General features: G+C 67.2%; 25 protein-coding genes. 8 read left to right on the top strand and 17 right to left on the bottom strand.

Annotated features, from left to right (window positions below):
* Positions 1 to 140 precede the first annotated feature (140 nt).
* The 4 genes from ACIHAX_RS01325 to ACIHAX_RS01310 are packed head-to-tail and all read right to left on the bottom strand — an operon-like array spanning position 141 to position 3,215.
* Positions 141 to 920, bottom strand: a complete 780-nt coding sequence (locus ACIHAX_RS01325) for an ESX secretion-associated protein EspG (protein WP_364425161.1) — start codon at positions 918 to 920, stop codon at positions 141 to 143.
* Positions 913 to 2,220, bottom strand: coding sequence for a hypothetical protein (locus ACIHAX_RS01320; RefSeq protein WP_397275169.1), 1,308 nt, complete (start codon positions 2,218 to 2,220; stop codon positions 913 to 915). Before ACIHAX_RS01320 ends, ACIHAX_RS01325 begins: the two co-directional genes overlap by 8 nt.
* Complete coding sequence (locus ACIHAX_RS01315; RefSeq protein WP_397275167.1) at positions 2,217 to 2,597, bottom strand: hypothetical protein; 381 nt, start codon at positions 2,595 to 2,597, stop codon at positions 2,217 to 2,219. Before ACIHAX_RS01315 ends, ACIHAX_RS01320 begins: the two co-directional genes overlap by 4 nt.
* A gap of 9 nt (positions 2,598 to 2,606) precedes the next feature.
* Positions 2,607 to 3,215 carry a DUF3558 domain-containing protein gene (locus ACIHAX_RS01310; RefSeq protein ID WP_397275165.1) on the bottom strand — a complete coding sequence of 203 codons (609 nt, stop codon included), beginning with the start codon at positions 3,213 to 3,215 and terminating at the stop codon, positions 2,607 to 2,609.
* A gap of 378 nt (positions 3,216 to 3,593) precedes the next feature.
* Between ACIHAX_RS01310 and ACIHAX_RS01305 the strand changes: the two genes are divergently transcribed.
* From ACIHAX_RS01305 to ACIHAX_RS01295, 3 genes are all read left to right on the top strand, one after another.
* Positions 3,594 to 4,541, top strand: a complete 948-nt coding sequence (locus ACIHAX_RS01305) for a hypothetical protein (RefSeq protein ID WP_397275163.1) — start codon at positions 3,594 to 3,596, stop codon at positions 4,539 to 4,541.
* A complete protein-coding gene (locus ACIHAX_RS01300) occupies positions 4,517 to 4,741 on the top strand; it encodes a hypothetical protein (RefSeq protein WP_157106555.1) in 225 nt (74 codons plus the stop codon). The genes ACIHAX_RS01305 and ACIHAX_RS01300 overlap by 25 nt, the downstream gene beginning before the upstream one ends.
* Before the next feature lie 227 nt (positions 4,742 to 4,968).
* A complete protein-coding gene (locus ACIHAX_RS01295) occupies positions 4,969 to 5,172 on the top strand; it encodes a hypothetical protein (protein ID WP_364425155.1) in 204 nt (67 codons plus the stop codon).
* Between the two features lie 390 nt (positions 5,173 to 5,562).
* Here ACIHAX_RS01295 and ACIHAX_RS01290 read toward each other — a convergent pair whose 3' ends face one another.
* The 5 genes from ACIHAX_RS01290 to ACIHAX_RS01270 form a co-directional block, all read right to left on the bottom strand.
* Complete coding sequence (locus ACIHAX_RS01290; protein WP_355076845.1) at positions 5,563 to 6,024, bottom strand: YbhB/YbcL family Raf kinase inhibitor-like protein; 462 nt, start codon at positions 6,022 to 6,024, stop codon at positions 5,563 to 5,565.
* Between the two features lie 321 nt (positions 6,025 to 6,345).
* Positions 6,346 to 7,440, bottom strand: coding sequence for a nitronate monooxygenase (locus ACIHAX_RS01285; RefSeq protein ID WP_355076847.1), 1,095 nt, complete (start codon positions 7,438 to 7,440; stop codon positions 6,346 to 6,348).
* Positions 7,437 to 8,195, bottom strand: a complete 759-nt coding sequence (locus tag ACIHAX_RS01280) for a CoA-transferase (protein WP_355076848.1) — start codon at positions 8,193 to 8,195, stop codon at positions 7,437 to 7,439. The genes ACIHAX_RS01285 and ACIHAX_RS01280 overlap by 4 nt, the downstream gene beginning before the upstream one ends.
* Positions 8,195 to 9,070 carry a CoA-transferase gene (locus ACIHAX_RS01275; protein ID WP_355076850.1) on the bottom strand — a complete coding sequence of 292 codons (876 nt, stop codon included), beginning with the start codon at positions 9,068 to 9,070 and terminating at the stop codon, positions 8,195 to 8,197. The genes ACIHAX_RS01280 and ACIHAX_RS01275 overlap by 1 nt, the downstream gene beginning before the upstream one ends.
* Before the next feature lie 14 nt (positions 9,071 to 9,084).
* Positions 9,085 to 9,849, bottom strand: a complete 765-nt coding sequence (locus tag ACIHAX_RS01270; protein ID WP_039794869.1) for an enoyl-CoA hydratase family protein — start codon at positions 9,847 to 9,849, stop codon at positions 9,085 to 9,087.
* Between the two features lie 62 nt (positions 9,850 to 9,911).
* On the opposite strand from ACIHAX_RS01270, the gene ACIHAX_RS01265 reads away from it, so the two are divergent.
* Positions 9,912 to 10,694: an SDR family oxidoreductase gene (locus tag ACIHAX_RS01265; RefSeq protein ID WP_364425148.1), complete on the top strand. Its 783-nt coding sequence runs from the start codon at positions 9,912 to 9,914 to the stop codon at positions 10,692 to 10,694.
* A 28-nt stretch (positions 10,695 to 10,722) separates the two neighbouring features.
* Entirely contained in the window at positions 10,723 to 11,634 is a 912-nt protein-coding gene (locus tag ACIHAX_RS01260) for an SDR family oxidoreductase (RefSeq protein WP_364425146.1), read from the top strand.
* A 1,056-nt stretch (positions 11,635 to 12,690) separates the two neighbouring features.
* Here the strand turns inward: ACIHAX_RS01260 and ACIHAX_RS01255 are convergent.
* Positions 12,691 to 13,107, bottom strand: a complete 417-nt coding sequence (locus ACIHAX_RS01255; protein ID WP_011207048.1) for a helix-turn-helix domain-containing protein — start codon at positions 13,105 to 13,107, stop codon at positions 12,691 to 12,693.
* A gap of 359 nt (positions 13,108 to 13,466) precedes the next feature.
* On the bottom strand, positions 13,467 to 14,630 hold the full coding sequence (locus ACIHAX_RS01250) for a steroid 3-ketoacyl-CoA thiolase (RefSeq protein ID WP_356963622.1): 1,164 nt from the start codon (positions 14,628 to 14,630) through the stop codon (positions 13,467 to 13,469).
* A gap of 102 nt (positions 14,631 to 14,732) precedes the next feature.
* Here ACIHAX_RS01250 and ACIHAX_RS01245 point away from each other — a divergent pair, with 102 nt between their 5' ends.
* Positions 14,733 to 16,034: a cytochrome P450 gene (locus ACIHAX_RS01245; RefSeq protein ID WP_364425143.1), complete on the top strand. Its 1,302-nt coding sequence runs from the start codon at positions 14,733 to 14,735 to the stop codon at positions 16,032 to 16,034.
* A 55-nt stretch (positions 16,035 to 16,089) separates the two neighbouring features.
* On the opposite strand, the gene ACIHAX_RS01240 is transcribed toward ACIHAX_RS01245, so the two are convergent.
* The 5 genes from ACIHAX_RS01240 to ACIHAX_RS01220 are packed head-to-tail and all read right to left on the bottom strand — an operon-like array spanning position 16,090 to position 20,585.
* Positions 16,090 to 16,506 carry a nuclear transport factor 2 family protein gene (locus ACIHAX_RS01240; RefSeq protein ID WP_355076857.1) on the bottom strand — a complete coding sequence of 139 codons (417 nt, stop codon included), beginning with the start codon at positions 16,504 to 16,506 and terminating at the stop codon, positions 16,090 to 16,092.
* Positions 16,507 to 16,534: 28 nt separating this feature from the next.
* Positions 16,535 to 17,419, bottom strand: coding sequence for a TIGR03619 family F420-dependent LLM class oxidoreductase (locus ACIHAX_RS01235; RefSeq protein ID WP_397275335.1), 885 nt, complete (start codon positions 17,417 to 17,419; stop codon positions 16,535 to 16,537).
* A 5-nt stretch (positions 17,420 to 17,424) separates the two neighbouring features.
* On the bottom strand, positions 17,425 to 18,591 hold the full coding sequence (locus tag ACIHAX_RS01230) for a thiolase domain-containing protein (protein ID WP_355076859.1): 1,167 nt from the start codon (positions 18,589 to 18,591) through the stop codon (positions 17,425 to 17,427).
* Positions 18,588 to 19,622 (bottom strand): thiolase domain-containing protein, encoded by a 1,035-nt coding sequence (locus tag ACIHAX_RS01225; RefSeq protein WP_355076860.1) that lies wholly within the window; start codon positions 19,620 to 19,622, stop codon positions 18,588 to 18,590. Before ACIHAX_RS01225 ends, ACIHAX_RS01230 begins: the two co-directional genes overlap by 4 nt.
* A 12-nt stretch (positions 19,623 to 19,634) precedes the next feature.
* On the bottom strand, positions 19,635 to 20,585 hold the full coding sequence (locus tag ACIHAX_RS01220; protein ID WP_397275157.1) for a Zn-ribbon domain-containing OB-fold protein: 951 nt from the start codon (positions 20,583 to 20,585) through the stop codon (positions 19,635 to 19,637).
* Positions 20,586 to 20,715: 130 nt separating this feature from the next.
* Between ACIHAX_RS01220 and ACIHAX_RS01215 the strand changes: the two genes are divergently transcribed.
* Both ACIHAX_RS01215 and ACIHAX_RS01210 read left to right on the top strand, forming a co-directional pair.
* A complete protein-coding gene (locus ACIHAX_RS01215; protein ID WP_355076864.1) occupies positions 20,716 to 21,753 on the top strand; it encodes an LLM class F420-dependent oxidoreductase in 1,038 nt (345 codons plus the stop codon).
* A 22-nt stretch (positions 21,754 to 21,775) separates the two neighbouring features.
* Complete coding sequence (locus ACIHAX_RS01210) at positions 21,776 to 23,368, top strand: acyl-CoA synthetase (RefSeq protein WP_355076866.1); 1,593 nt, start codon at positions 21,776 to 21,778, stop codon at positions 23,366 to 23,368.
* A 496-nt stretch (positions 23,369 to 23,864) separates the two neighbouring features.
* On the opposite strand, the gene ACIHAX_RS01205 is transcribed toward ACIHAX_RS01210, so the two are convergent.
* Positions 23,865 to 24,074: a hypothetical protein gene (locus tag ACIHAX_RS01205; protein WP_364425132.1), complete on the bottom strand. Its 210-nt coding sequence runs from the start codon at positions 24,072 to 24,074 to the stop codon at positions 23,865 to 23,867.
* Between the last annotated feature and the right edge of the window lie 193 nt (positions 24,075 to 24,267).

Raw genomic sequence — 24,267 nt, 5'->3', positions numbered from 1 at the left:
GAAGTTCGACGTGCCGCTCGCGTGTCGTGGATGGCGACGGGTCGTGGTCAGTCGGATTGCACCTCGTGATCCGACTGCCCCTGAGACGGCCCATCATTGATGGCGCCACGGCTCTGGTGGACTGGCCGTTCGCGCGGTCCTTATCGCTGTGAGCGCAGGTACTCGTCGTGTTCGCGGTCCTCGCGGTAGTAACGCTGGGTCAGCACGGTGAGACGGTTGATCTCGGCCGCCATAGCGGCGGGGGCGAGCGGTTTGGCGACGATGGGGTCGCCCGTTCTCACGTAGTAGCGGCCATCCGTGTAGTCCATCCACCAGAAACCGCGCCCGAAACTCGGGCGGGCGTCGACGGCTGGGCCGGCGAACACCGTGACCTCGCCCAGCCCGAGGCGTTCCCGCTTGAAGATCTGGTCCAGCCGCGCCACGGTGCCGACCTCGTACGGCTTGCGCACCGGCCGTTCCCGATCGGCGGTCACTTCGTCGCGGCGCACTTCGATCGGCGGATGCGTGCCCGCGGGCATCTTCGGCAGCGCGGCCACCGCTTTGGCGGCGACCCGCCCTGCGGCGCAATAACTCACGATCACGTCAGCGCCGGTGTCCGGTGCGTGGCCGGGGAGTTGGACCAGGGTGGCCCCGGCCTGCCCGCGTACCGCGCCGTGGAAACGGAACACGATCGACATGTCCGGGCCGCCCATGCCTTTGGACTCGACCCGTACCTCCGGCTCCAGCAATACGTCCAGCGCCTGTTCCAGCTCGACGGCGTATCGCCCGAGCAGCGCGTCGACCGCTTCCTCGCGTTGACGCTTCAGATCGGCGAAATCCATCTCTTCCGGACGATATTGCAGCGGGTACGGCAGACGGTCGCGACCATAGGCGGACCAAAGGATTTCGAATTCCTGCCCGGTGAAGCGCCAGTCAGCCATGCGGGTTGTCTCCGATGACCGGGGGAACGGCCTTCGGCAAGGAATCCGAACCGGTGAGTTCCTCACCGTTGTGCTGGTTGATCAGATAGTCCTTGACGCCCGATGTCTCGCGTTCGTCGTGCTTGCCGCGAGACCCCATCCCCGGGGCGATGCCGCTCGTTCCGGTCGTGCCGGTTCGCGCCGCCTGGGCTCCGGTCGCCGTGGCGGCCGGATGCGCGTGCGGCTGCTGCGGGCCGGCCGGGACGTTGCGGCCCGGTGCGGGAGTTCCGGTGATGTTCGGTGCACCGGATACGACGGGGGTGCCGGGACGCCCGGGTGTATTCGGGCTCGTCGTCCCGGGCCGACCAGGTGTCGCCGGAGCGGTGGTGAAGTTCGGGCTCGGCGTAGTGGTGCTGCTCGGTGTCGTCGACGGCGTGGTCGATGTCGTCGGTTGTACGCCGGTCGACTGGTCCACACCCGCCGGGGTGACTGCCTGTGGAGTGGTGGCGGGGTTGGTCTCGGGCGATTGTCGTGGGCCGCCGTCGGATTGGTCGGTGGTCTCCGGTTGCGCGGCTTCGGGCTGGTTCGACTCGGTAGTCGTCGTCTGCGGTGCGGAGGTATTCGGAGCGCCAGGTGACGAGATACCTGGCTGCTGCCCGGGATCTGCCACGATCTGTGGGGCCGTGGGCAGGACGGGCACACCGTGGTCGGTCTGATTCGCGACTTGGCCGTACACCGTCCGCAGAATCCTCCGCGCTTCCTGCGTGGCCTCCTCTTCGGTGTAATCGCCCGCCTTCATGACACCGTCCTGGGGCAACGTCTTATCCCTCAGGTCCGGGCGTTCGGTGGCCTGCGGCATCAACGCCTGCGTCTGCTCGAGGCCGGTATGCATCTCCGACAGCTTGAAACTCACCAGACACGCGGCATCCGCGAGATTCCCCGACTGATTCCGGTAGTTCGTCACCGCGTCCGCGGCCGCTTTCCCGGATTGCCCGGTCCAGCCCGGATTCGTGCCGTCCCCGGTCACGGTGCGGCCGAACTGCTCGTTGAACGCCTGAATCGCACCGGTCAGATTCATCCCGATGTTCAACCAGGCCTCCGACGCCTCGCGCACCGTACCCGGCCGCATCGCGTTCACGGCGTCGACCATCTGCGCCAACGTCATACTGTCGTAGTTGTCCGGTCCCGGAATTCGCGGCGGTTCGTACTCCCCTTGAAACGATGTGCCCAACCGGCTGGTGAAGTCGTAGATCGTGTCGCGCTCCCGATTCCACTGCTCCTGTGCGGCGATGATCCGGGCGCGGTACTCCTCGTAGATCATGGTTGCGCGTCCAAGCCGGTGAACTGGTCGGCCCTCGACCGGTCCAGCTCCACGAAGTTCGCGATTGCTTTGGCGACAACCTCTTTCGCGATCTTTACCGCGTCGATGTGCTGCATGAGTACGGCATCCAAGGATTGCTCGGTGCCAGCAGCCTTGCTGGCGAATTTCTCCCGGAGAACCTGACCTGATGGAAAGGGGCCGAAACCGTCGATAATCTTGACCCGGTCCGCCATTTGCAGGATGGCGTCCAGCCGGTCCAAGTAGTCGTCGCAGGCTTTGTCCAACCCCTTGCCGATCTCGGGATGTAGCACTATCTCACCGGAATTGGCCAGGTCGAGAACTCTCCGCCACTCCGTTGCGTCGACTCCGACAGACACAACCCCTCCTTAGTTTTTCGGCAGGTACTGCGCTAGATCGGAGGCATGGCGACGGACCTCTGCGCATGGATCGCCTTGTTTGCCAACGGAGTAGCGAGTTACGATCCGAAACAAGACCGTGCCCTGTGCCGCTTCGACGGCGATGCTGCACTTGAGTTGCTTGGCGTCACCCACATCGAGGAACTCGACGGCGTTGTGGGCACCGACCGGATGCGGTGTGAAGGACTCGAAATCACGACGCTTCTGAACGTCCTGAAGAGTGGGCGTACCGGAGAAGATCGTCAAGTCGTACCAGCGAGAGACGGCTCGCCACCCGCATACCTTCCATCCGGTGAAGTCCACGCCAGCCGCGTCCTTGTTCTTGCTGGCGGTATCCAGCCCGGTCCCCGATATCGCAGCTTCCGGCAGGTCGCATGGGTTCCAGAGTGCCGCGTCCGGGTCGGCGGACTTCGTGGCGGTGGTAGTCGCCGTGGCCGCCGCCGTTGTGGAGGTCGGTGTGCTCCCGGTGGTGTCACCACACCCAGCCAGCACCACCACCGCACCGGTCGCGAGCACGGCACCGCGTAACAGCTTCCCCCAGCTCGTCATCGGTTCCTCACCGCCGGTGCCGTAACGCATCGACGGGGGCCGGACCGGCTCCTCCGCCCCCCGCACGCTGGGATCGACGCTACTGGGCGGTTCATGGGGTCGCAACAGTCGCCGACGGGCGAGGCCAAGCGCGGCGGAAACCGGAGCACAGTGGCGCAGGTGAGCGGAATCCTGACACGCTCGCGCTTCCGAGCGGTCGATGACGCCGAATTCGAAGTTCTACGTATTCGAAATGTTCGTAACGTTCGACTGTTCAATTATTAGTGACCATCTTTCTCTGTACAGTTCGGGTGTGGCGAACATCGTTGAGCTCGTACTGCTTTGGCTCGATGGTGCTGCCTTGCATCCGATCGGTGGCAGTGGAGCGCTGATTCGATGAGGGGTCCGGGGGCCAATGCTGTCAGGGAGTTGTTCAGGCGGGTCCGTGACGATCTGCGCGGAATGCTGCGCCGCCAAGCCGAGGGTCACAATGCCTGGATACACGGCAAAGCCGAAGGCGTCAGAGAATCCGACCGCGTCATCCGAAGAAGCGACCAGGACGGATACGACCGGATCGCGGGCACCCGAGAACCGAGCGAGGCCGCGGGCGGTTCGGCTCCTGTCGCCGCACGCTCCGGGCGGACACCGCTCACCGATCTGTCGCATATGCGGCCGCTGGGTGACCTCTTCGACGGCGCTCGGCGCGGCGATCTCGACGACTACGACCTGACCCGGGAGCTGGGAGGACTACAGCGCAAGTACGGTCCCTATCACCTCGAGGATCTCGGCGCCTGGTACGAACGGGCTTGGGAACGCGAGGACGGAAGCATGCACCCCGACAACGTGGGGTTCACCGCGAAGATATGCGGTCCCGGCGGAGAAGACGCCGGCTCGCTGCTCTACAGCTTCACGCGCGACAACGACGGGAGGCTCGTAGTCACCCATGACCTCACCGAACTGAACGAAGGCTTCACGGGCAAGGGATTCTCCACTGCCTTCGCCGCATCCACAGAGGACTACTTCCGTCGATCGGGTGTGGACAGAATAGAGTTGACCGCCACGAGACTGCGGCAAGACGACTCACTCGACGGCGCGGTCGCCTGGGCCAAGGCCGGCTACGACTGGAACCCGGATCCGGTGAAACTGGCGAAGTCCGTCAACAGCATGAGATCGAGGATCGACTCACTGCTCGACGGGGAAATAGGCACGCTGAGCCCCGCCGACACAGCGCTACTTCAGGACATGCGCACACGATTCGACGGACCGCCGGTGGGATTCCCCTCACCCCAGGAACTGGTCATGCTCACCGGTGACAAGCTGAAACTCGGCGAGGAACTGATGAAAGGATCGTCATGGCACGGGATGAAGAAACTGTGACTCCCACCCCGGAAGAACGTGAGTTCATCGAGGCCCGCGGCAAAGCCACCTCCACCCATTTCATGCGGTTCGTCACCGAACGTGGCCTCGACACCGACCCCGATACTTGGCCCGCGGCCGACCGGGAAGAATTCGACCGGCAAGCACGCCGGCTGATCGAGGAATGGAAAAACCGCGCACGCGAAACCTTCGGCCTGTGAACGTCACCCAGCCCGCCTACAGCGCGGCGCCCCACCGTGGGTGACGCACGAGTTCGCTCACGGCACGGCGGTGAACAACTCGTAGCCGAGTACCCGGATCTGATGCTCCGGTTCACAGCGCACACATAGACACGGCCCAGCGCACACACAAGTTTCTCTTCGAGGATTCTCTCGCCGGTCCGGAAGCCGCGAGTCCGGACCGGCATCCACCGAAGAGAGGATACGAATTGAGCATCAAGTCGACGCTGGCCAGGACCGTTGTCGCCGCCGGCGTTGTGGTCGGCCTGGTAGGCATCGGCGCGGGTATGGCGAGCGCCGATCCGGCCCCGGATCAGCGGCCGCCCGCTCCCGCGCAACCGCAGGATCCGCATTGCCCCCCGCCGGGCCAGCCGCAGGGCCCCGACCAGCCGCCCTGCCCGCCGCCGCAGTAACGCACGGATTCCTGCCGACGTTCGACCCGACGGGAAAGTTCACATGTTCCACTGGTTGTCGCCGACCGGCAGCTATCTGCCCCAACGGGCAGCCGGCTACCCCTTCTGATGTCGATCTGGCCCCCGCGCACTATCCGAACCTGCGCCGATAGTGACCGGGTGAGCGACCGAATTCCGAGCTCTCCAGAGCGGCACCTGAGGCCCTCCGCGCCAGGCATGCAAGCCTCCGCTGTGGGCCTCTCGCGCCGATCGAAGTCGGAGATCGCCGCAAGGTAGGCACCCGTCAGTCGAGTGGCACATGGCTGAGGCGAATTGCGAGTAGACCCTCCGTCTTGTGCCACTCGACGAGGCGCCTGGCGGGGGCACACCCTCGCCTGGCGAGTGATCTAGCTAGTCGACGGTATAGGTGCCGATGAGCTGGCCGTCTCCGATGCTCGCGTCGACGATCGCGGACCTCGCGTCGTTCGCCGACGTCCGCGCGTCCACCTTCACGGGACGCGAGAGCGCGTAGACGATGAATCGGTAATGGTGGACGCCGGTGCCTGCGGGTGGGCACGGTCCGAAGTATTCGGCGCGCTTCGCGCTGTTGAGGCTGACCACCCCGCCCGCGGGTGTCTGCCCCTCCGCGCTGGACGTGGTGGTCGTCGGGATATTGCTGACCACCCAATGGGTGAACAGGCCGCTCGGGGCGTCCGGGTCGTCGACGATCAGCGCCGATGTGGCGGCTTCCGGGGGCATCGTCCAGTTCAGCGGCGGCGGCTCGTTCCTGCCCTTGCAGGTGTAGACCACCGGAATCGGGTCGCCATGGTCGAAAGCGGTACTGCGCACGGAGATCTCGTTCGTCGCGGGCATCGCGGCCTCCGCTCGAGTCGAGGGATGGTGATCGAGTCCGACGGTTCGCCTGTCGCACGGCGGGCTGGCGCAATGTGGCGATCGACAGGCGAACCCTGTTATGTCGTTGTCAGTCCAGCGTAAGACGCCGTTGCGGGACCATCCAGATTATGGGCAAATCAGCCGTTATCACTGCCTGTAGGCGACCGGCCACCCGCGAGGTCGGCTTCGAGGTCATGGCTCGCTTCGCCCGGCCGGCTATGCGGGGGTCGCCCGATGTCGGTCCCTTTCGAGTTGGACACGGGCAGGGCGGCACCAGGGCGAACCGGCGGCCGCAATCCCTCAGTCCGACCCTGTTCCCGCCGACTGCTTGTCTCCGGCCAGCGCCGCGATCGTCTCGATCCGCTCCACCGCGTCGGTGACGATCCGATCGATCAGTTCCTTGCACGTGGGCAGGTCGTCGATGATCCCCGTGACCTGTCCCGCCGCGAGCACGCCCGCCTGGGTGTTGCCCTCGACCAATCCGGCGCGCAGGAGCATCGGCGTGTTCGCGGCCATGACGACCTGAGACCAGCTGAGGTCCTTGGTCTTTCGCATGGCCAAGCCGTCGCGGACCATCGTGGACCACTTCATGCCGGTCATGCTCTTGAACCGGGCCGCGTTGCCCACCGCTGCGGTGAGGCCGCGCCAACGGCCCGAATGCTCGAGCCGCTGAACCAGTTCGGTGTTCAGCACGCGGTGCGGCATGCCGTCGACCTTGAGCGACACCACCGTGTCCTGGAGCTGTCGCCGCAGGTACTCCTGCTTGACCGCATCGGGGACGGTGCTCTCCTGGGTGAGCAGGAACCGCGTGCCCATCGCGACACCCGCCGCGCCGTACGCCAGGGCGGCGGCCAGACCACGCCCGTCGAAGAATCCGCCCGCGGCGACCACGGGAATGTCCACCGCGTCCAGCACCGAGGGCAGCAGCAGGGTGGTGGCCACCGGGCCGGTGTGTCCGCCGCCCTCGCCGCCCTGCACGATCACGGCGTCCGCCCCCCACGATGCGACTTTGACCGCGTGCTTCGCCGCGCCGATCGACGGAATGACCACCACCCCGGCGTCTTTCAGCTTCGCGATCAGGTCCTGCTTCGGCGCGAGCGCGAATGACGCGACCGCCACCTTCTCCCGGATCAGCAGATCGATCCGCTCTGACGCGTCCGCGGCGTCGGCGCGGATGTTCACGCCGAACGGTTTCGCGGTGTGCGCTTTGGTCTTCGCGATAGCCGCCTCGAGCTCGGCGAAGGTCATGGTGGCGGAGGCGAGGATGCCGAGTCCGCCCGCTTCGGCGGTGGCCGACACCAGGCTCGGGCCCGCGACCCAGCCCATGCCGGTCTGCACGATCGGATGTTCGATGCCGACCAGATCGGTCAGCGGGGTACGCAAGCGCGGGCTCATGACGGGACCTCGGTTTCGCGAATCTTCTTGGGGTCGAGCACCTCACGGATCAACCGCAGCTCCTCGGCCGTCGGCTGCCGCGTCTCGCCCGCTTCGGCGAGCCCGGCGATCTCGAACGAGGTGTTCTCCGCGACCTCGTCGGCGGTGACGCCGGGGTGCAGGCTGCGTGCGCGCATGGTGTGGCCTGGGCCTTCGAAGTCGAAGACGCCCAGATTGGTCACCACGCGGTGCAGGTGGTGGAAGCGGTATGCCGGGTCGGCCGCGTCGACCTTGTCGTATCCCACCCCGGAGACGATGTCGACCTTCTCGGTGAACACGCGCTTGGTGTGCCGCGCGACCCAGTAGCTGGTGGCGTGATTGATCGTGTTTCCCGGCGCGCCACGCACACCGAACATCTGCCGGGTCGGCTGCTGCAAGGAGCCGAACGCCGAAAGGTTCTGGTTGCCGAACCGGTCGATCTGATTGGCGCCCATCACCACGTGCCTGCGTCCGGACGCCACCACGTCGAAGACTCTCCGGAACGGGATCCAGCCTTCGATCGGCGCTTTGCCGCCCAGTGGGGGAGTCTCGGCGAACAGCAGCGCCTCGCCGTCGGACAGCAGCAGATCCGGTTCGGTGGTGAGCTTGGCCAGCCGCGCGCCGATTATGGACATGGGCGACATGGGGCTGGCCATGATCTCGCCCGCGCCGCTGAAGATCTCCGCGCAGGCGATGGCGCAGATCTCGGCGCGGGTGACGGTTTCGGTGCTGGTCATCACGCCTCCTCGGCGAATCGGCGGACGGCGGCCTGGTACTGCTCCTCGGAGCCGGCCAGATAGGTGTCGACGAACCGCTGCCACGACTCCGGCGTCTTCGCGGACTCGACGTAGTGCTTTTGGAACTTCTCGTCCCGGCCGTAGTCGTCGGCCGCCAGGGTGAAGTGCGCGCCGCCGGGGGCCTCGACCACGCCGTCCACCATCATGCGGTTGAGCAGCAGCGATTGCAGCGGAACGGTTTTCACCAGTTCGTCGGTCTCTACGACGCGCTCGACCGAGACGTAGCGGCGCTGCGCCGCCAGGCAGAACAGATCGTCGAAGTAGGGGTCGACGCCGGTGTAGGCGGCGTTGCCATGCGCGTCGCCGAGATTCAGGTGTACCAGTGCCGCGTCGAGATTCAGGGCGGGCATGGCGATCAGGGTCTCCGGCGTGCCGTCGACGGGGTAGGGCGATTCGACCGTCTTCAACTCGCCCTCCCAGAAGTTCGGGACGTCCGAGCCGAGCCCGGCGCGGATCGGCAGGAACGGCAGTCGCGCCGCCGCGGCCTCCAGCCCGCACTTGAGCATGCCTTCATCCATCTCGCGGGCGGCCAGCGCACCCGAGGTGCGCGCCTTGGCGAACCACGGGTCGTAGAACGGCGCCGAATCCAGCGACACGAAGCCGTAGTACGCCTTGCGCACCTTCCCCGCCGAACACAACAGCCCGAGATCTGGCCCGCCGTAACCGACCACGGTCAGGTCCGTGAGGTCCGAACGCAGAATGGCTCGAACCAGCGCCATCGGCTTGCGCCGTGACCCCCAGCCACCGATGCCGATGGTCATCCCGCTGCGCAGCTCGCCGACGACCTCGTCGAGCGACATCCGCTTGTCTCGCATGGGTAATTCCTCTCTCACTGCCCGCTCTTGCGCGCCGCGAGGTCGTCGTCGAACCGGGCGCGGATCTCGTCGGCGACGCCGGCGAGGTTGAGTTCGAAGGTGAATCCCTGCTCGTACCGGTAGCTGCGGTGCACGTCCTGCACGTCGATGCCGTTCAGCGCCCGCTTGGCCGCCCGGATCACCCGGCCGTCCTTGGCCGCGATGTTCTTGGCCAGCTCCAAGGCGGCGGCGTCGAGTTCGGCGCGCGGCACCACCTGGTACACCGAGCCGTAGTGGTGCAGCTGCTGGGCGGTGATGGTGCTCGCGGTGTAGAACAGCGCGCGCATCAGGTGCTGCGGCACCAGCCGTGCCAAGTGGGTGGCCGCGCCGAGCGCGCCGCGATCGACCTCGGGCAGCCCGAAGGTCGCGTCGTCGGAGGCGATCACGACATCCGCGTTGCCCACCAGGCCGATGCCGCCGCCGAGGCAGAAACCCTGCACCACCGCGATCACCGGCACCTGGCACTCGTACACCGCCGCGAACGCCTCGAAGCAGCCGTGATTGGCGTCGATGAGCGCCTGATGGCCGGGCTTGCTCTGGATCTCCTTGATGTCCACACCCGCGTTGAAACCGCGGTTCTCCGCGCGCAGCACCACCACCTTGGTGTCCGGGTCGCGGCCCGCCGCGCGCACTTCGTCGGCGATGGCGAACCAACCGTCCGTGGGGATGGCGTTGACCGGCGGATAGTCGACCGTGACCACGCTGATTCCGGTCGATTCGGAGTGGCGGTTGATCCCCATGGCAAGTCCCATCGTGTGTGAACGCATTGGCAAAGCAAGCAGTTGCTTGGTAGGTTAGCACGGTGCCACTCGAAATCGATCTGTCCGGCCGCGTCGTTCTGGTGACGGGCGGTGTGCGCGGTGTGGGCGCGGGCGTGAGCAAGGCGTTCCTTGCCGCCGGCGCCACCGTCGTGGCCTGTGCGCGGCGACCGGCGGACGCGCCCGTCGAAGTCGACGGCCGCTCGATCGACTACGTGCCGTGCGATGTGCGGGACGAGGACGCGGTGCGCGCCCTGATCGACACGATCACCGAGCGCCACGGCCGCCTCGACCATCTGGTGAACAACGCGGGCGGCGCTCCGTTCGCACTCGCCGCCGAGGCGAGCAAGAAGTTCCACACCAAGATCGTCGAGCTGAACCTGCTCGCTCCGCTGCTGTTGGCGCAGGCCGCCAACGCGGTGATGCAGCGGCAGGACGAGGGCGGCTCGATCGTGAACATCTCCAGCGTCAGCGGGCACCGTCCCTCGCCGGGCACCGCCGCCTACGGCGCGGCGAAAGCGGGCGTGGACAGTCTCACCGGCTCGCTCGCCGTCGAGTGGGCGCCGAGGGTTCGGGTGAACTCGCTGGTGGTGGGGCCGGTCGACACCGAGCTGAGCCGACTGCACTACGGCGATCAGGACGGCGTCGACGCGGTGGGCCGGACCATTCCTCTGGGTCGCATGGCCCGACCCGACGACGTCGGCCGCTGCGCCGTCTTCCTGGCCTCGCCGCTGGCCGCATACGTCAGCGGCGCGACCCTGCTGGTGCACGGCGGCGGCGAACGGCCCGCCTTCCTGGCCGCTTCCAATGCCGACCAGCAGTCCTGAACAAGACCGCACACGAAGAAGGACACATATGGACACCGAGCAGATCTGCGCCGGGCGCGTCGTCATCGTCACCGGCGCGGGCCGGGGCATCGGCCGCGCGCACGCCCTCGCTTTCGCCGCGGCGGGCGCCAGCGTGGTGGTCAACGACATCGGTTCGACCCTCGACGGCGCGGCCACCGCGGAAACGCCCGCCGCGCAGGTGGTCGCCGAGATCGAGGCGCTGGGCGGCCGGGCGGTGGCCAACGGCGACGACGTCGCCGACTGGGAAGGCGCCCGCAGGCTCGTCCGCCAGGCCGTCGACGCCTTCGGCAAGCTGGACGTGCTGGTCAACAACGCCGGGTTCGTGCGCGACCGGATGTTGGTCAATCTCAGCGAGGACGAGTGGGACGCAGTGGTCCGCGTGCACCTGAAAGGCCACTTCGCGACCATGCGGCACGCGATCGAATACTGGCGTGCGGAGGCCAAGGCGGGTCGTCCGGTCGACGGACGGATCATCAACACCAGCTCCGGCGCCGGACTGCAGGGCAGCGTCGGACAGAGCAATTACGGTGCGGCCAAGGCCGGTATCGCGGGCCTGACGCTGACCGCCGCCGCCGAATTCGCCCGCTACGGCGTGACGGTGAACGCGATCGCCCCGTCCGCGCGCACCAGGATGACCGAGACGGTGTTCGCGGACATGATGGCGGCGCCGGAAAGCGGCTTCGACGCGATGGCGCCGGAGAACGTGTCTCCGCTGGTCGTATGGCTGGGCAGTGCGCAGTCGGCGGCGGTGACGGGGCGGGTCTTCGAGGTGGAAGGCGGCAAGGTGGCGCTGGCCGACGGCTGGCGGCACGGTGAGCCCGCCGACCGCGGCGCACGCTGGGATCCGGCCGAGCTCGGACCGGTCGTGGCCGACCTGATCGCCAAAGCGACTCCGCCGGAGCCGGTATACGGCGCCTGAGCGGCCTCGGCCCGTCGACGGGCGCGTTCGCGGACCGGGGTCTAGTATGGGCACCCGTCCGTTCGGAAAGTCCCGTGTGAGAGTGGCGACCGGGCACAGAACTGCGCTTCGACTGATGAGGGGAAGGCTCGGCGCATGAGAGTAGGTCGCGCGTTCCGTGTGCAGGCAGCGTCCGGCGCCGTCGCGGGCCCCGCTCTGCGCGGCGGCAGGGTTTCCGCCCACGTGCCACTTTCCCGCCCATCGTGCGCGGTGGATCCCGAGCCGCCGCCCTACGACAGCGGCGATCCCTGGCTTCCGCTGGCCGTGCCGGGGCAGCGGTCGGAGGTCGATGCGGCCCCTGCCCGGCCGACCGCTGGAACGGATTCGGCCGCAGTGGGTTCGGCGGCCGCCGGGTCGTCCGGTCTGGGCGTGTGCTCGGTAGCGGGTCGGCCGTGCAATCGCGCTCTACCCGGCGGGCATCGTGGTGCTCGCGGTACCGGCCGTGGATCGGATCCGGCGCGCGGCCCGGGTCGCAACCGGCAGTCCGGCCTTGGCTCGGCCCGCGTGGAAGGTCGCGAGCCTGCTCATCGCAGATCGGCGACATGCTGACTCGCCGCCCGGCGGCGGCCTCGTGCTGGCGGAACGCGCACCGACCGCCTCGGTGGTGGTCCGGACCGACCGGGTGAGCGCGGTGGATTGCTCTGTCCGAAGGCTTTAGTCCGGGCGGAGCGTGCAGGCACGTCTCGCGCGCCTATCGGACCACCGCGCCCGGCTGCGCTCGAAATTGATCGACCTCGCGCAAATACGATCAATCCGGCGCAATAGCCGAACGCGGACTATTCGGACAGACCGGTTGGGCCGGGAATCCTCTTCGACATGAACGACTGTCGGCGAACCACGCCGAAAGTGCATATGTAAGCACATCATAGGGAGGGCGGCACTAACCGGCCTGCGGTCGCGGCCCCAATTTCTCTGGGCACGACCGCACGCCGGTTGCGTGCTTCGCCCGCTTACGCGTGCGCAAAACACAGCACAGTGCGACCCGATGGGTCGCACTGTGCTGCCGTGCAGAAGAACCTATTCGGTTCCATCCGGAGGAATTTCGGGCAAGCCCTCGCTTGCCCGCAACTTCTCCGCCATGGATGTGAGGAGGTTCTGTGATTCTTCGGACAAGTCGAACGCTCTACTCGACAGCCGTCGCAGTCCATAGCCCTGCAGCTGGGACAGCAGCTCCAGATCGTGATCGATCTTGGCGGCATAGATGTCGTTGAAGAAGTAGTCCGGCTTGACTTTGAAGAACTTCGCCAGGGCGGCCACCGTCTCATCGGACGGGTTCGTCCGTTGTCCCGACCGCAACTGCGACAGGTACGGTTTCGAGATCGGATGTCCGGAGGCCGTCAGCGCCGCCGCGACCTCCGCGTTGGTGTGCGGCTTACGCCCCGGGGGATGCACGGTTTCGAACAGCTTGTTCAGCCGCGCCGCGAAATCAGCCATTGTGAGCCGCCCAATTCCCTTCGCTGTACTAACAGTCGTTATCTCGGATACGTATCATTGATATTAGCGGCTCAGTAACTGAAAACCTACGCCTGATTCCGGATTTCCTTGAAGCTTCTAGGTCGGAAGGCGGCGAAGGCACTGGGACGGTCGCGTTTGCGGGTCACGCCAAGGCCTCTCGAGAAGCCGCGGTACGAACCGGTTCCGGCCCGTCGCTGCGGTCTCTACGCAAGGGGTCTTGATAGCCGCAAGATAGCTGACATCTCATGGACTCGGCGGTACATGGGTTTGTGTGGCGTACGACACGTTTGCGCGCCTAGGGGATGAACGTTCAACAAACGCGCATGAAATGGTTGAACTCACAAACGTTCGATGATCGTTCCTGTCGCGAGTGCGCCACCGGCGCACATGAGAACCATTGCGGTGCTGCGGTCGGAGCGCTCCAGTTCGTGCAAAGCCGTTGTGATCAGGCGGGATCCGGTGGATCCGACCGGATGCCCGAGAGCGATGGCGCCGCCGTTGACATTAACCCGATCCATGTCCGGCTGGTGTACAGAAGCCCAGGAAAGTGCGACCGACGCGAACGCTTCGTTGATCTCGAAAAGGTCGATGTCGCCGATATTCATGCCGGACCGCTCCAGCAGCCTGGTGCACGCCTGCACAGGGCCGTCGAGGTGGAACTCCGGCTCCGCGCCGACCACCGCCTGTGTGACGATCCGCGCCCGCGGACGCAAACCCGCTCGCTGCGCGGCCTTCTCGTCCATCAGCAGCACCGCGGCGGCGCCGTCGGAGATCTGTGAGGAGGATCCGGCGGTGTGCACGCCGCCCTCCAGGACCGGCTTCAGCTTCGCCAGGCCTTCGACAGTGGTCTCGCGCAGGCCCTGATCCCGTGACACATCGAGCTTTTCGCCGGTGAGGTTGCCCTCTTTGTCGGCTGCGGGGGCGGTGACGGTCAGCACCTCGCGATCGAACCGGCCCTCTGCCCACGCCTGCGCGGCCAGGCGCTGCGAGCGTGCGCCGAACGCGTCCACGTCCGCGCGGGTGATGCCGCGCCGCTTGGCGATTCGCTCGGCCGCCTCGAACTGGTTGGGCAGGTCGATGTTCCACGACGCGGGCCTGCGCGGCCCCGCGTTCTCGCCGACATTGGCGCCCAGCGGAACCCGGCTCATCGCCTCCACGCCACAGGCCATGCCGATGTCGATGGCGCCGGCCGCGATCAGTCCCGCGATCAGATGATTGGCCTGCTGAGCGGAGCCGCACTGGGTGTCGATCGTGGTGGCGCCGACCTGCCACGGCAGGCCCGCGTGCAGCCACGCGACCCGGGTGACGTTGTTGGACTGCTCGCCCGCCTGGGTGACGCAGCCGCCGATGACCTGTTCGACCTGCGCGGGGTCCAGGTGTGCGCGCTCGAGCAGCCCGCGCTGGGCCGCGCCGAGCAGTTCGGCCGCGTGCAGGCCCGACAGCCAGCCGCCGCGCTTGCCGATCGGGGTCCGTGCGGCCTCGACGATCACGGGTGTGCCCATGTCCAACCTCTCTTTATGGGACAGAAAACTGAAACGCGTTCATAGCACTTGTCAGGGGCGGATCTATCCGGTTTCTTTCCTCGTTCTCCCGCCTGTGCTTCAATGATTATAGAACGTGTTTCAGTTTGTCGAAGGAGACATCTGGTGGTAGACACTCGGAATGCCCGGCCGAATCTTCCGGACGGGTTCGACGTCACGGACCCGGACATCTACGCCGAGCGCGTTCCGGTCGAGGAGTTCGCCGAACTGCGCCGGACGGCGCCGATCTGGTGGAACCCGCAGTCCCCGGACGTCAGCGGCTTCCACGACGACGGCTTCTGGGTGGTGAGCAAGCACGCCGACGTCAAAGAGGTCTCGCGGCGCAGCGACGTGTTCTCCAGTTACGAGAACACCGCCATCCCGCGGTTCAACGACGACATCGCCCGGGAGCAGATCGAGCTGCAGCGGATCGTCCTGCTGAACATGGACGCGCCGGAGCACACCAAGCTGCGCAAGATCATCTCGCGCGGCTTCACCCCGCGCGCCATCAACGGCCTGCGCGCGGAGCTGTCGGCCCGTGCGGAGTCCATCGTGAAGGCGGCGGCCGAGTCGGGTTCCGGCGACTTCGTCACCCAGATCGCGTGCGAACTGCCGCTACAGGCCATCGCCGAGCTGATCGGCGTCCCGCAGGAAGACCGGATGAAGGTCTTCTCCTGGTCCAACGACATGACCGGCTACGACGACCCGGAGAGCACCGCCGACCCGGTCGCGGCTTCCGCCGAGATTCTGGGCTACGCCTACCAGATGGCGGCCGCGCGCAAGCAATGCCCGGCCGACGACATCGTCACGACGCTGATCGAAGCCGATGTCGACGGTGACAAGCTCACCGAAGAGGAGTTCGGCTTCTTCGTGATCATGCTCGCCGTCGCGGGCAACGAGACCACGCGCAACGCCATCTCGCACGGCATGATCGCGTTCCTGGAGAACCCGGACCAGTGGGAGCTGTTCAAGAAGGAACGTCCCGCCACGGCCGCCGACGAGATCATCCGGTGGGCCACTCCGGTCACCTCGTTCCAGCGGACCGCGCTGGAGGACACGGAGCTCGGCGGCGTGCAGATCAAGAAGGGCCAGCGGGTGGTCATGCTGTACCGCGCGGCCAACTTCGACGAAGAGGTCTTCGACCGGCCGGAGAAGTTCGACATCATGCGCGCGGACAACCCGCACCTGGCCTTCGGCGGCACCGGGGCGCACTTCTGCATCGGGGCGAACCTGGCCCGGCTGGAGATCGATCTGATCTTCAACGCCATCGCCGACCACCTGCCCGACATCACCAAGGTCGCCGACGCCAAGCGGCTGCGTTCGGGCTGGCTCAACGGGATCAAGGAGTTCCCGGTCGACTACAAGACTTGCCCGGTCGCGCACTGAGACATGGAAAAGGCCCTCGCGCTTCGGTGCGAGGGCCTTTTCGTCCGGTACCGAGTCAGTCGACCGGACGCGCGGTCTTCATGGCGCGATCGACCTCCCAGAACGCCCGCAGCGCGGCGATCTTGCCGTCCTCGTTCACCCGGTAGGTGAACACGCCGTCAGCGTCGATCCGGTGCCCGCCGAGGGTGCTGCGGATCGTGCCGGTGAAGGCGACCTCGTTGCCGCAGGCGAACGAGTCGCCGAACAGGAACTCGATCAGATCGGTCTTCGCGATCGCCTTGTCCCAGAACGCGGCGATGGCCTCCGTGCCGCGGTGGCCCTTGCCCTCCGGGTCGAAGCCCGACGGGCCGATGGGGTCCTCCACGATGCCGTCCTCGGCGAACAGCGCGACCCAGGCCCGCTTGTCCCGTGCTCGCACGGCGGCCTGTGACGCAAGGCCCGCGGCCCGGGCCGGATGCTCGGCGGTGGTCATACGGCCTCCTTCGACCGGTTGATGGGTCTCACCGCGCGGTGAGCACGGGTTCGGCTATGTACTGTCGCGCGAACTCGCGCAGCGAGTCCTGTTTGGCGGCGAGCTCACCGTCGAATCCGATGCCGTCGGCCAGCCAGGGCACCACGATCGCGTCGGTGACGCCCGCGTCCGCGAGGTCCTGATAGCCCGACCGTCCGAAGCGATCGATGCACACCGCCTGGATCTCGAACGGCTCATCGGCCCGGTCGTACTCGGCGCGCAGCGTGCTGAGCTTGCCGATGGTGCTCCGGAGTTCGTCGTAGGTCATCATGGCCGAGGTCCAGCCGTCGCCGACCCGTGCGGCGCGGCGCAATGCCGCGTCGGTGTGCCCGCCGATATAGAACGGCACCGGCTCGCTCGGGGCCGGGCTGATCTGCAGCGGATCGAAATCGAAGAACTCGCCGTGGTACTCGACCATGCCACCAGCGAGCACCAGCTTGATCACTTCGATCATCTCGTCCACCCGCGCGCCGCGGCGCGCGAAGGGCACGCCGCACCACTCGAATTCCTCCGGCGCCCAGCCGATTCCGACGCCGAAACCGAAGCGGTTGCCCGACAGGTTGGCCACCGAGCCGACCTGCCGGGCCAGCAGCAGCGGATTGCGCGAACCCAACTTCAGCACGTTCGTGTAGAAGCGGATGCGGCTGGTGACGGCCGCCATGGCGGTCGCGCCGATGAGCGGGTCGACCCACGGGGTCTCCGGCCCCCAGAACCGGCTGCCGTCGGCGGTGTAGGGGTACTTCGCCGCCGCCGACTTCATGTAGAACAGCGAGTCCGGCAGCGCGATCGACGAGAAACCGCACTCTTCGGCGGTTTTCGCGAGTCCGGTCAGCTGGTCCAGCGGACTCAGCGCGATGCCGACGGTGAACTTCAGCGCGGTCACCGCCGCTCCGATCCGACCACCCACATCGAGAAGTACTGCGAACCGCCGCCGTACGCGTGTCCCAGCGCCTTGCGCGCGCCCTCGACCTGGTAGTCCCCGGCCCGCTGCATGACCTGCTTGGCGGCCTCGGCGAACCGGATGAGCCCGGAGGCGCCGATCGGGTTGGACGACAGCACGCCGCCGGACGGATTGACCGGAAGAGTGCCGCCGATCTCGGTCTCGCCCTTGTCGGTGAGTTTCCACCCGTCGCCCTGCGGCACGAAGCCCAGGTTCTCCAGCCACATCGGTTCGAACCAGGAGAACGGGACGTAGATCTCGGCTACGTCGATCTCCTCGAGCGGGTTGGTGATCCCGGCCGCCTGCCACAGCGCCGCCGCCGCGTCGCGGCCCGCCTGCGGGTTGACCTGGTCGCGCCCGGAGAATGTGGTCGGTTCGGTACGCATCGCGGTGCCGTGCACCCAGGCGACCTTGCGGCCGGTGGCCTCGACCGCCTCGGCGGCGTCCGCGTCGCCCAGCACGATCGCGCACGCGCCGTCGGAAGAGGGGCAGGTCTCGTCGAAGCGGATCGGGTCCCACAGCATCTGCGAGGCGAGCACCGATTCCAGCGTGATGTCGGGCTGCTTCAGGTGGGCCAGCGGGTTCTTGGCGCCGTTGCGGCGATCCTTCACCGCCACCATGGCGCCGATGTGACCCGGGGCGTTGGAGCGCCGGATGTAGGAACGTACGTGCGGTGCGAAGTAGCCGCCCGCGCCCGCGCCGACCGGCATGGTGAACGGCACCGGAATCGACAACGCCCACATGGCGTTCGACTCCGACTGCTTCTCCCACGCCACCGCGAGCACGCGCTTGTGCACACCCGCCTGCACCAGATTGGTCGCGACGATGCCGGTGGAGCCGCCGACGGAACCGGCGGTGTGCACCCGCAGCAGCGGCTTGCCGGTGGCGCCGAGCGCGTCCGCCATGAACAGCTCGGGCATCATGACGCCCTCGAACCCGTCGGGCGCCTTGCCGACCACGACCGCGTCAATATCGGCGATGGTGAGACCGGCGTCGGCGAGGGCGCGATCGATGGCCTCGCGGCACATCCCCGACATGGAGACGTCGGTCCGTTTCGTCACGTGATGGGTCTGTCCGGTGCCGAGCACCGCAGCTGGCAAGCTCATCGGTTCTCCGATCCCAAGACGGTCACAAGGTTCTGCTGGAGCGCGGGTCCGCTGGTGGCGTGGGCCAGGGCGCGATTCGCCGAGCCCGCGATGATCGCCTCGGCCGCGAAGCCGATGCGCTCCAGGCCCGCGGCGAACATCGGGTTGGCCGCGAGCGCGCCGCCGGACGGATTCACCTTCGTGCCGTTCTTCAGCCCGATCGCCTCGGCGAGGATCAGCTGCTGATGACTGAACGGCGCGTGCAGCTCGGCGATGTCGAAGCCGCTGACGTCGCCGCCGGTGACCGCGTGGGCGGCGGCGGCCGTCGAAGGCGAGACGGTGAGGTCACGCGCACCGAGCACGGGAGTATCGATTCGATGCGCCATGCCGGTGATCCACGCGGGGCGTTCGCACAGTTCGCGGGCGCGGTCGCCCACGGCGAGCACGATGGCGGCCGCGCCGTCGGTGATCGGCGCGATGTCGTGCGCGCGCAGCGGATCCGCGACGTAGGGCTGGTCGAGCAGGCTGTCGGCGTCACCGTCGCCTGCCACGACGGCCGCCATGTCCCGCTCGGTCCAGCGGCCCGCGTCCAGACCGGCGCGCGCCTGCAGGCCGGCGATGGACCAGGCGTCCGGCCACAGCGGCGCGACCAGGTAGGGGTCCAGCTGCATGGTGAGCACCTGGCGCTGCGTGCCCGCGGAGGACTTGCCGAAGCCGTACACCAGTGCCGTCGTCGCCTGCCCGGAGCGCAGTTTCACCCACGCCTCGTACAGCGCCCATGCGGCGTCCATCTCCACGTGCGATTCGTTGATCGGCGGCACCGCGCCGATGGCGTCGATCGCCGAGATGAACGAGAAGGCGCGTCCGGCAAGGTAATCGGACGAGCCGGAGCACCAGAAGTCGATATCGGACTTGGTGATGCCGAGTCGGTCGTAGAGCTGCTGGAAGCAGGGCACCAGCATCTCGACACCGTTGGTGGTGCCGAAGGTCTCCGGCACGTGCGGCGCGTGGGCGAAGCCCACGACCGCGATGTCGGTGGCGTTGTCAGTCAACGTGCGCCTCTCTCAGAGGTGGTGCTTATAGGTCTCGTAGTCGGCGTCCGGCTCGCCGGAGGGGCGGAAGTGGTCCACGTTCTCCAGCCCGTAGCCCCACTCCTCGCGCGGCTTCCACACCGCCTGCACCCGCATGCCCATCCGCACCTCGCTCGCGTCGCAGCCGAGCACCAGGTGCAGCACCGGGATGTCCGCGCCGTCCAGCAGCACGTAGGCCGCGACGTAGGGCGGCTTGATCCGCTGGCCCATGAACGGCACATTGACGATGCAGAAGGTGGTCACGGTGCCGTGATCGGACAGTTCGATGAACTCGTCGGTCGGCCTGCCGTCGGTCGGATTCGCGCCGCGCGGCGGGAAGTACACCTTGCCCGCGGCGTCGGTGCGCGCGCCGATCAGCTTGCCTTCGGCGAGTCCGCGCAGGTACACGGTCTCCTGCGGCGAGGCGGTGTGCTTGTAGGAAAGGTCGACCGGCGTCGTGATCATGGTGACCGGATCGGCCGAGGCGGACTCCACCGGCGCCGAAGCCTGCTCGCCCGGCTCGAAGCAGAGGATGTCGCGAATGCTGCCCTCGGTCTGCTCGGCCCAGCGGGCGGTCACCCGTAAGCCTTTGCGGATGTCCTCGGGTGCGGCGACGTCGACGGCGTGCAGCAGCGTCGTGTCCGCGCCGTCCAGCCGGATCAGCGCCCAGGCGAACGGGCGGTCGAACGGCTGGCCCGGCAGCGGCTCGCGCACCCAGGTCCAGGATTCGACGGTGCCGGTGTCGGCGACGTCGACGAACTCGGTCAGCGGTTCGGCGGTGATCGGATCGTATTCCGGCGGCGGCACGATCACCCGGCCGTCCGACCCGCGCGCGCCGACGATCTTGTGGTCGCGCAATCGGGTCAGAAAGGTTCCGATGGTGGTGCCGACGGAGCGGGTGTAATCGAAACGCACCCGCAGGGGCGCGCTGAGTACCTCGGGCACGGCGCCCGTGTTCAATGCCGTGCCGCTACCACCAGCGATTGCCGTGGATGCAGTATTCCCCTGAGTCACGATATCGAGTAGAACAGGTTCTAACTCTGGTGGCAAGCAGTTGATCGGAAAGGGGTCCGGCGTGAAGTTCGGATTGCAACTCGGGTACTGGATGGCCCAGCCGCCCGCGAACGCGGGGGAGCTGGTGGTGGCGGCCGAGGAAGCCGGGTTCGACGCCGTCTTCGCCGCCGAGTCATGGGGGTCGGATGCCTTCGGTCCGCTCACCTGGTGGGGTTCGGCCACACGGCGGGTGCGCCTGGGTACGTCGGTGGTGCAGATGTCGGCGCGCACGCCTGCGGCGACCGCCATGCACGCGCTCACCCTCGACCATCTCAGCGGTGGCCGCGCCATTCTCGGCTTGGGCGTCTCGGGTCCGCAGGTGGTGGAGGGCTGGTATGGCCAGCCGTTCGCCAAGCCGTTGCAGCGCACCCGTGAGTACGTCGGGATCGTGCGCCAGGTGCTGGCCAGGCAGGCGCCGGTCACCAGCGACGGCCCGCACTACCCGCTGCCCTACACCGGGCCGGGTTCGATCGGGCTCGGCAAGCCGCTGAAGCCGATCGTCCATCCACTACGTGCGGATTTGCCGATCTGGCTGGGCGCGGAGGGGCCGAAGAACGTGGCGCTCACCGCCGAGATCGCCGATGGCTGGCTGGCCATCTACTACGCGCCCCGGCTGGCCGGTATGTACGACGAGTGGCTCGACGAGGGCTTCGCGCGGGCGGGTGCGCGGCGCAGTAGGGAGGACTTCGAGATCGCCGCGAGTTGTCAGGTGGTGATCACCGACGACCCGGCGGGCGAGCTGGAGCGGATGCGCTGGATCATGGCGCTCTACATCGGCGGCATGGGCGCGCCGGAGTTGAACTTCCACGCCCAGGTGTACCGGCGCATGGGGTACGACCGCGAGGTCGACGAGATCGGCAAGTTGTTCCAGTCGGGCAAGAAGGCGGAGGCCGCGGCGGCGGTGCCGGACGAGCTGATTCTGGACACCGCGATCATCGGAGACGAGGAGCATGTCCGCAAACAGCTGCGGGTCTGGGAGGCCGCGGGCGTCACGATGATGCTGGTGTCGGTTCCCGATGTCGCGCAATTGCATCGGCTCGCACCCCTTGTCGAACAGTAGAACACGTTCTAGATTCAATGGGGTGACTGCCTCACCCGCCCCGTCGGCTCCGCACAATCCCCCCGCACCGGAGCCAGTGAAAATTCTCGGTCTGTGGAACATCGCCGAAGCCGAACCCGATCGGATCGCGATGGTCGATCCCTGGGGCCGGGAGGTGACGTATCGCGAATTGGCCACGCTCGCCAATCGTTACGCCACCGGCCTGCGCGGGCTCGGCCTGAAAACCGGTGACGTGCTGGTGAGCATGGTGCACAACTGCGTGGAGGCGATCGCGGCGTACTTCGCGGCCTACCAGTCGGGGTTGTACATCGTCGCGGTGAACTGGCATCTCACCGGTCCGGAGGTCGCCTACATCCTGGCCGACAGCGAGGCGAAGGCGTTCATCGCCAGCGATCGTTTCGCCGCCGCGGCCAAGGCCGCCGCCGACGAGGCGGGGTTGCCCGCGACGGCGCGCTTCGCGGTGGGCGAGATCGAGGGCTTCAAGTCGGTGGCCTGGCTCGGCGCCGCCGACACCGGCCGTCCGTCCGACCGCAGCACCGGCGCGCCGATGCTCTACACCTCGGGAACCACGGGACGGCCCAAGGGCGTCCGGCGGCCGCTCACCGGCGCGGACCCCGATGTGGTCCCGGCGCACACCACCGCGTTCTTCGGCCTGTTCGAACTCACGCCCTACGACGACCACGTGCACATCTGCGGCTCGCCGCTGTACCACACGGCGGTGCTGAACTTCGCCACCATCTCGATCAATCTGGGGCACAAGCTGGTTCTGATGGATCGCTGGGACGCCGAGGAGATGCTGCGGCTGATCGACAAGCACCGGGTGACGCACAGCCACATGGTGCCCACCCAGTTCCACCGGCTGCTGGCCTTGCCGGAGGAGGTGCGCGCCAAGTACGACGTGTCCTCGCTGCGCAGCATGGTGCACGGCGCAGCGCCCTGCCCGCAGGAGACCAAGCGGCAGATGCTCGAATGGTGGGGCCCGACGGTCACCGAGTACTACGCGGCCACCGAAGGTGGCGGCACGGTGATCAACGGCGCCGACTGGCTGCGCAAGCCGGGCTCGGTCGGCAAGGCGTGGCCGTGGTCGGTGATCAAGGTGCTGAGCGAAGAGGATGGCTCCGAGGTGCCGGTCGGCGAGCCCGGCCTGGTCTACATGCGCATGGGCGCGTCGAGTTTCGAGTACCACCACGACAAGGCAAAGACCGAGGACTCGCGCGTCGGCGATCTGTTCACCGTCGGCGACATCGGCCACCTCGACGAGGACGGTTACCTCTACCTGCACGACCGGCGCTCGGATCTGATCCTGTCCGGCGGGGTGAACATCTACCCGGCGGAGGTCGAGAACGTCCTGATCACGCATCCGAAGGTCGCCGACGTCGCGGTCTTCGGCATCCCGCACCCGGATTGGGGCCAGGAGGTGAAGGCGGTCGTGCAGCCGGCCGACGGAACCGAGGGCGACGACGCGCTCACCGAGGAACTGCTCGCCTTCGCCGCCACCCAATTGGCGAAGTACAAGATGCCCAAGTCGATCGACTATCTGCCCGAACTGCCGCGCGATCCGAACGGCAAGCTGTACAAGCGCAAGCTGCGGGAGCGGTATATCCCCGCTTCCTGAGGCACCCCGCCGGACGGACGGCGTCGGGCACTGCCCGGCTCGGGTCCGGCGGAGGCGAGGCGCGTCGGGCAGCCGGGCCGCTGGGGCTGTGACCCGGCCGCGCGACGACGTCGAAAACCGAATGCGCCCTTCACGATTACCGTGAAGGGCGCATTCGCGTCCCCGCATTTGGGATCTGCGAGCACGGTATGGATCGAACATGTCTATCAAGAGTGCTCGTATATCGCCTGCCGAAACTCCTCTGCGTGCGGCCCCGAGAAATCGAAGGTGACCGTGGCGGGCTCAGCCGGGCCGTGAGCACCGCGCGCAGGTCCGGGAACGATGGAGCGCGCCAGTTCGCGAAGTTCCGTCAGTGACAATGCGCGAGTCCGCGTTTCCAACGGACATGAGACGTGGTCTAAGCCCTGCTCTGCTTAGGAGCACACCCTTAGTCGGGCTATGTACCGGTGCCCCCAGTCGGACTCTGGGAGCTCCGTCGTCTCGATTCCGCTCCGGCTCACTCGTCCGGCGTGTACTCGGCGTACCGCCCCGACGACTTAGGGAAGGTGGCTAATGCCAACTCCCGCGCAGCTTGGATCAGTGCAGCTATGGCCCGGTGCTCCGGACCGAGGTACCGGCCCGCTTCCTCTGTGATCTGTTGGAGCTGGTCTCGTAGCCGCACCGAGGTTTCCTCGTCGAGTGCGCCGGGGGGTTCCGTGGTAGACATACCGCTCCTCTGGTCAGAACCGGTTAGGGCACTTGGAGGTCGGGACCTCCACCGCGCTGGATGCGTTGTTGTAGGTGAACTGGTGCCCCTGAATCTTGCCGCGTATACCGACGCTGACACGCCACTTCCCGGCGTAGCACGCAGCCGACACCGCGTAGGAGTGTCCACCGCCCCGGAACGGTGGGGGGATGGT

The sequence above is a fragment of the Nocardia sp. NPDC051929 genome (assembly GCF_044548645.1).
GTDB lineage: Bacteria > Actinomycetota > Actinomycetes > Mycobacteriales > Mycobacteriaceae > Nocardia > Nocardia sichangensis.
This window is presented reverse-complemented; position numbering and strand designations above follow the sequence as displayed.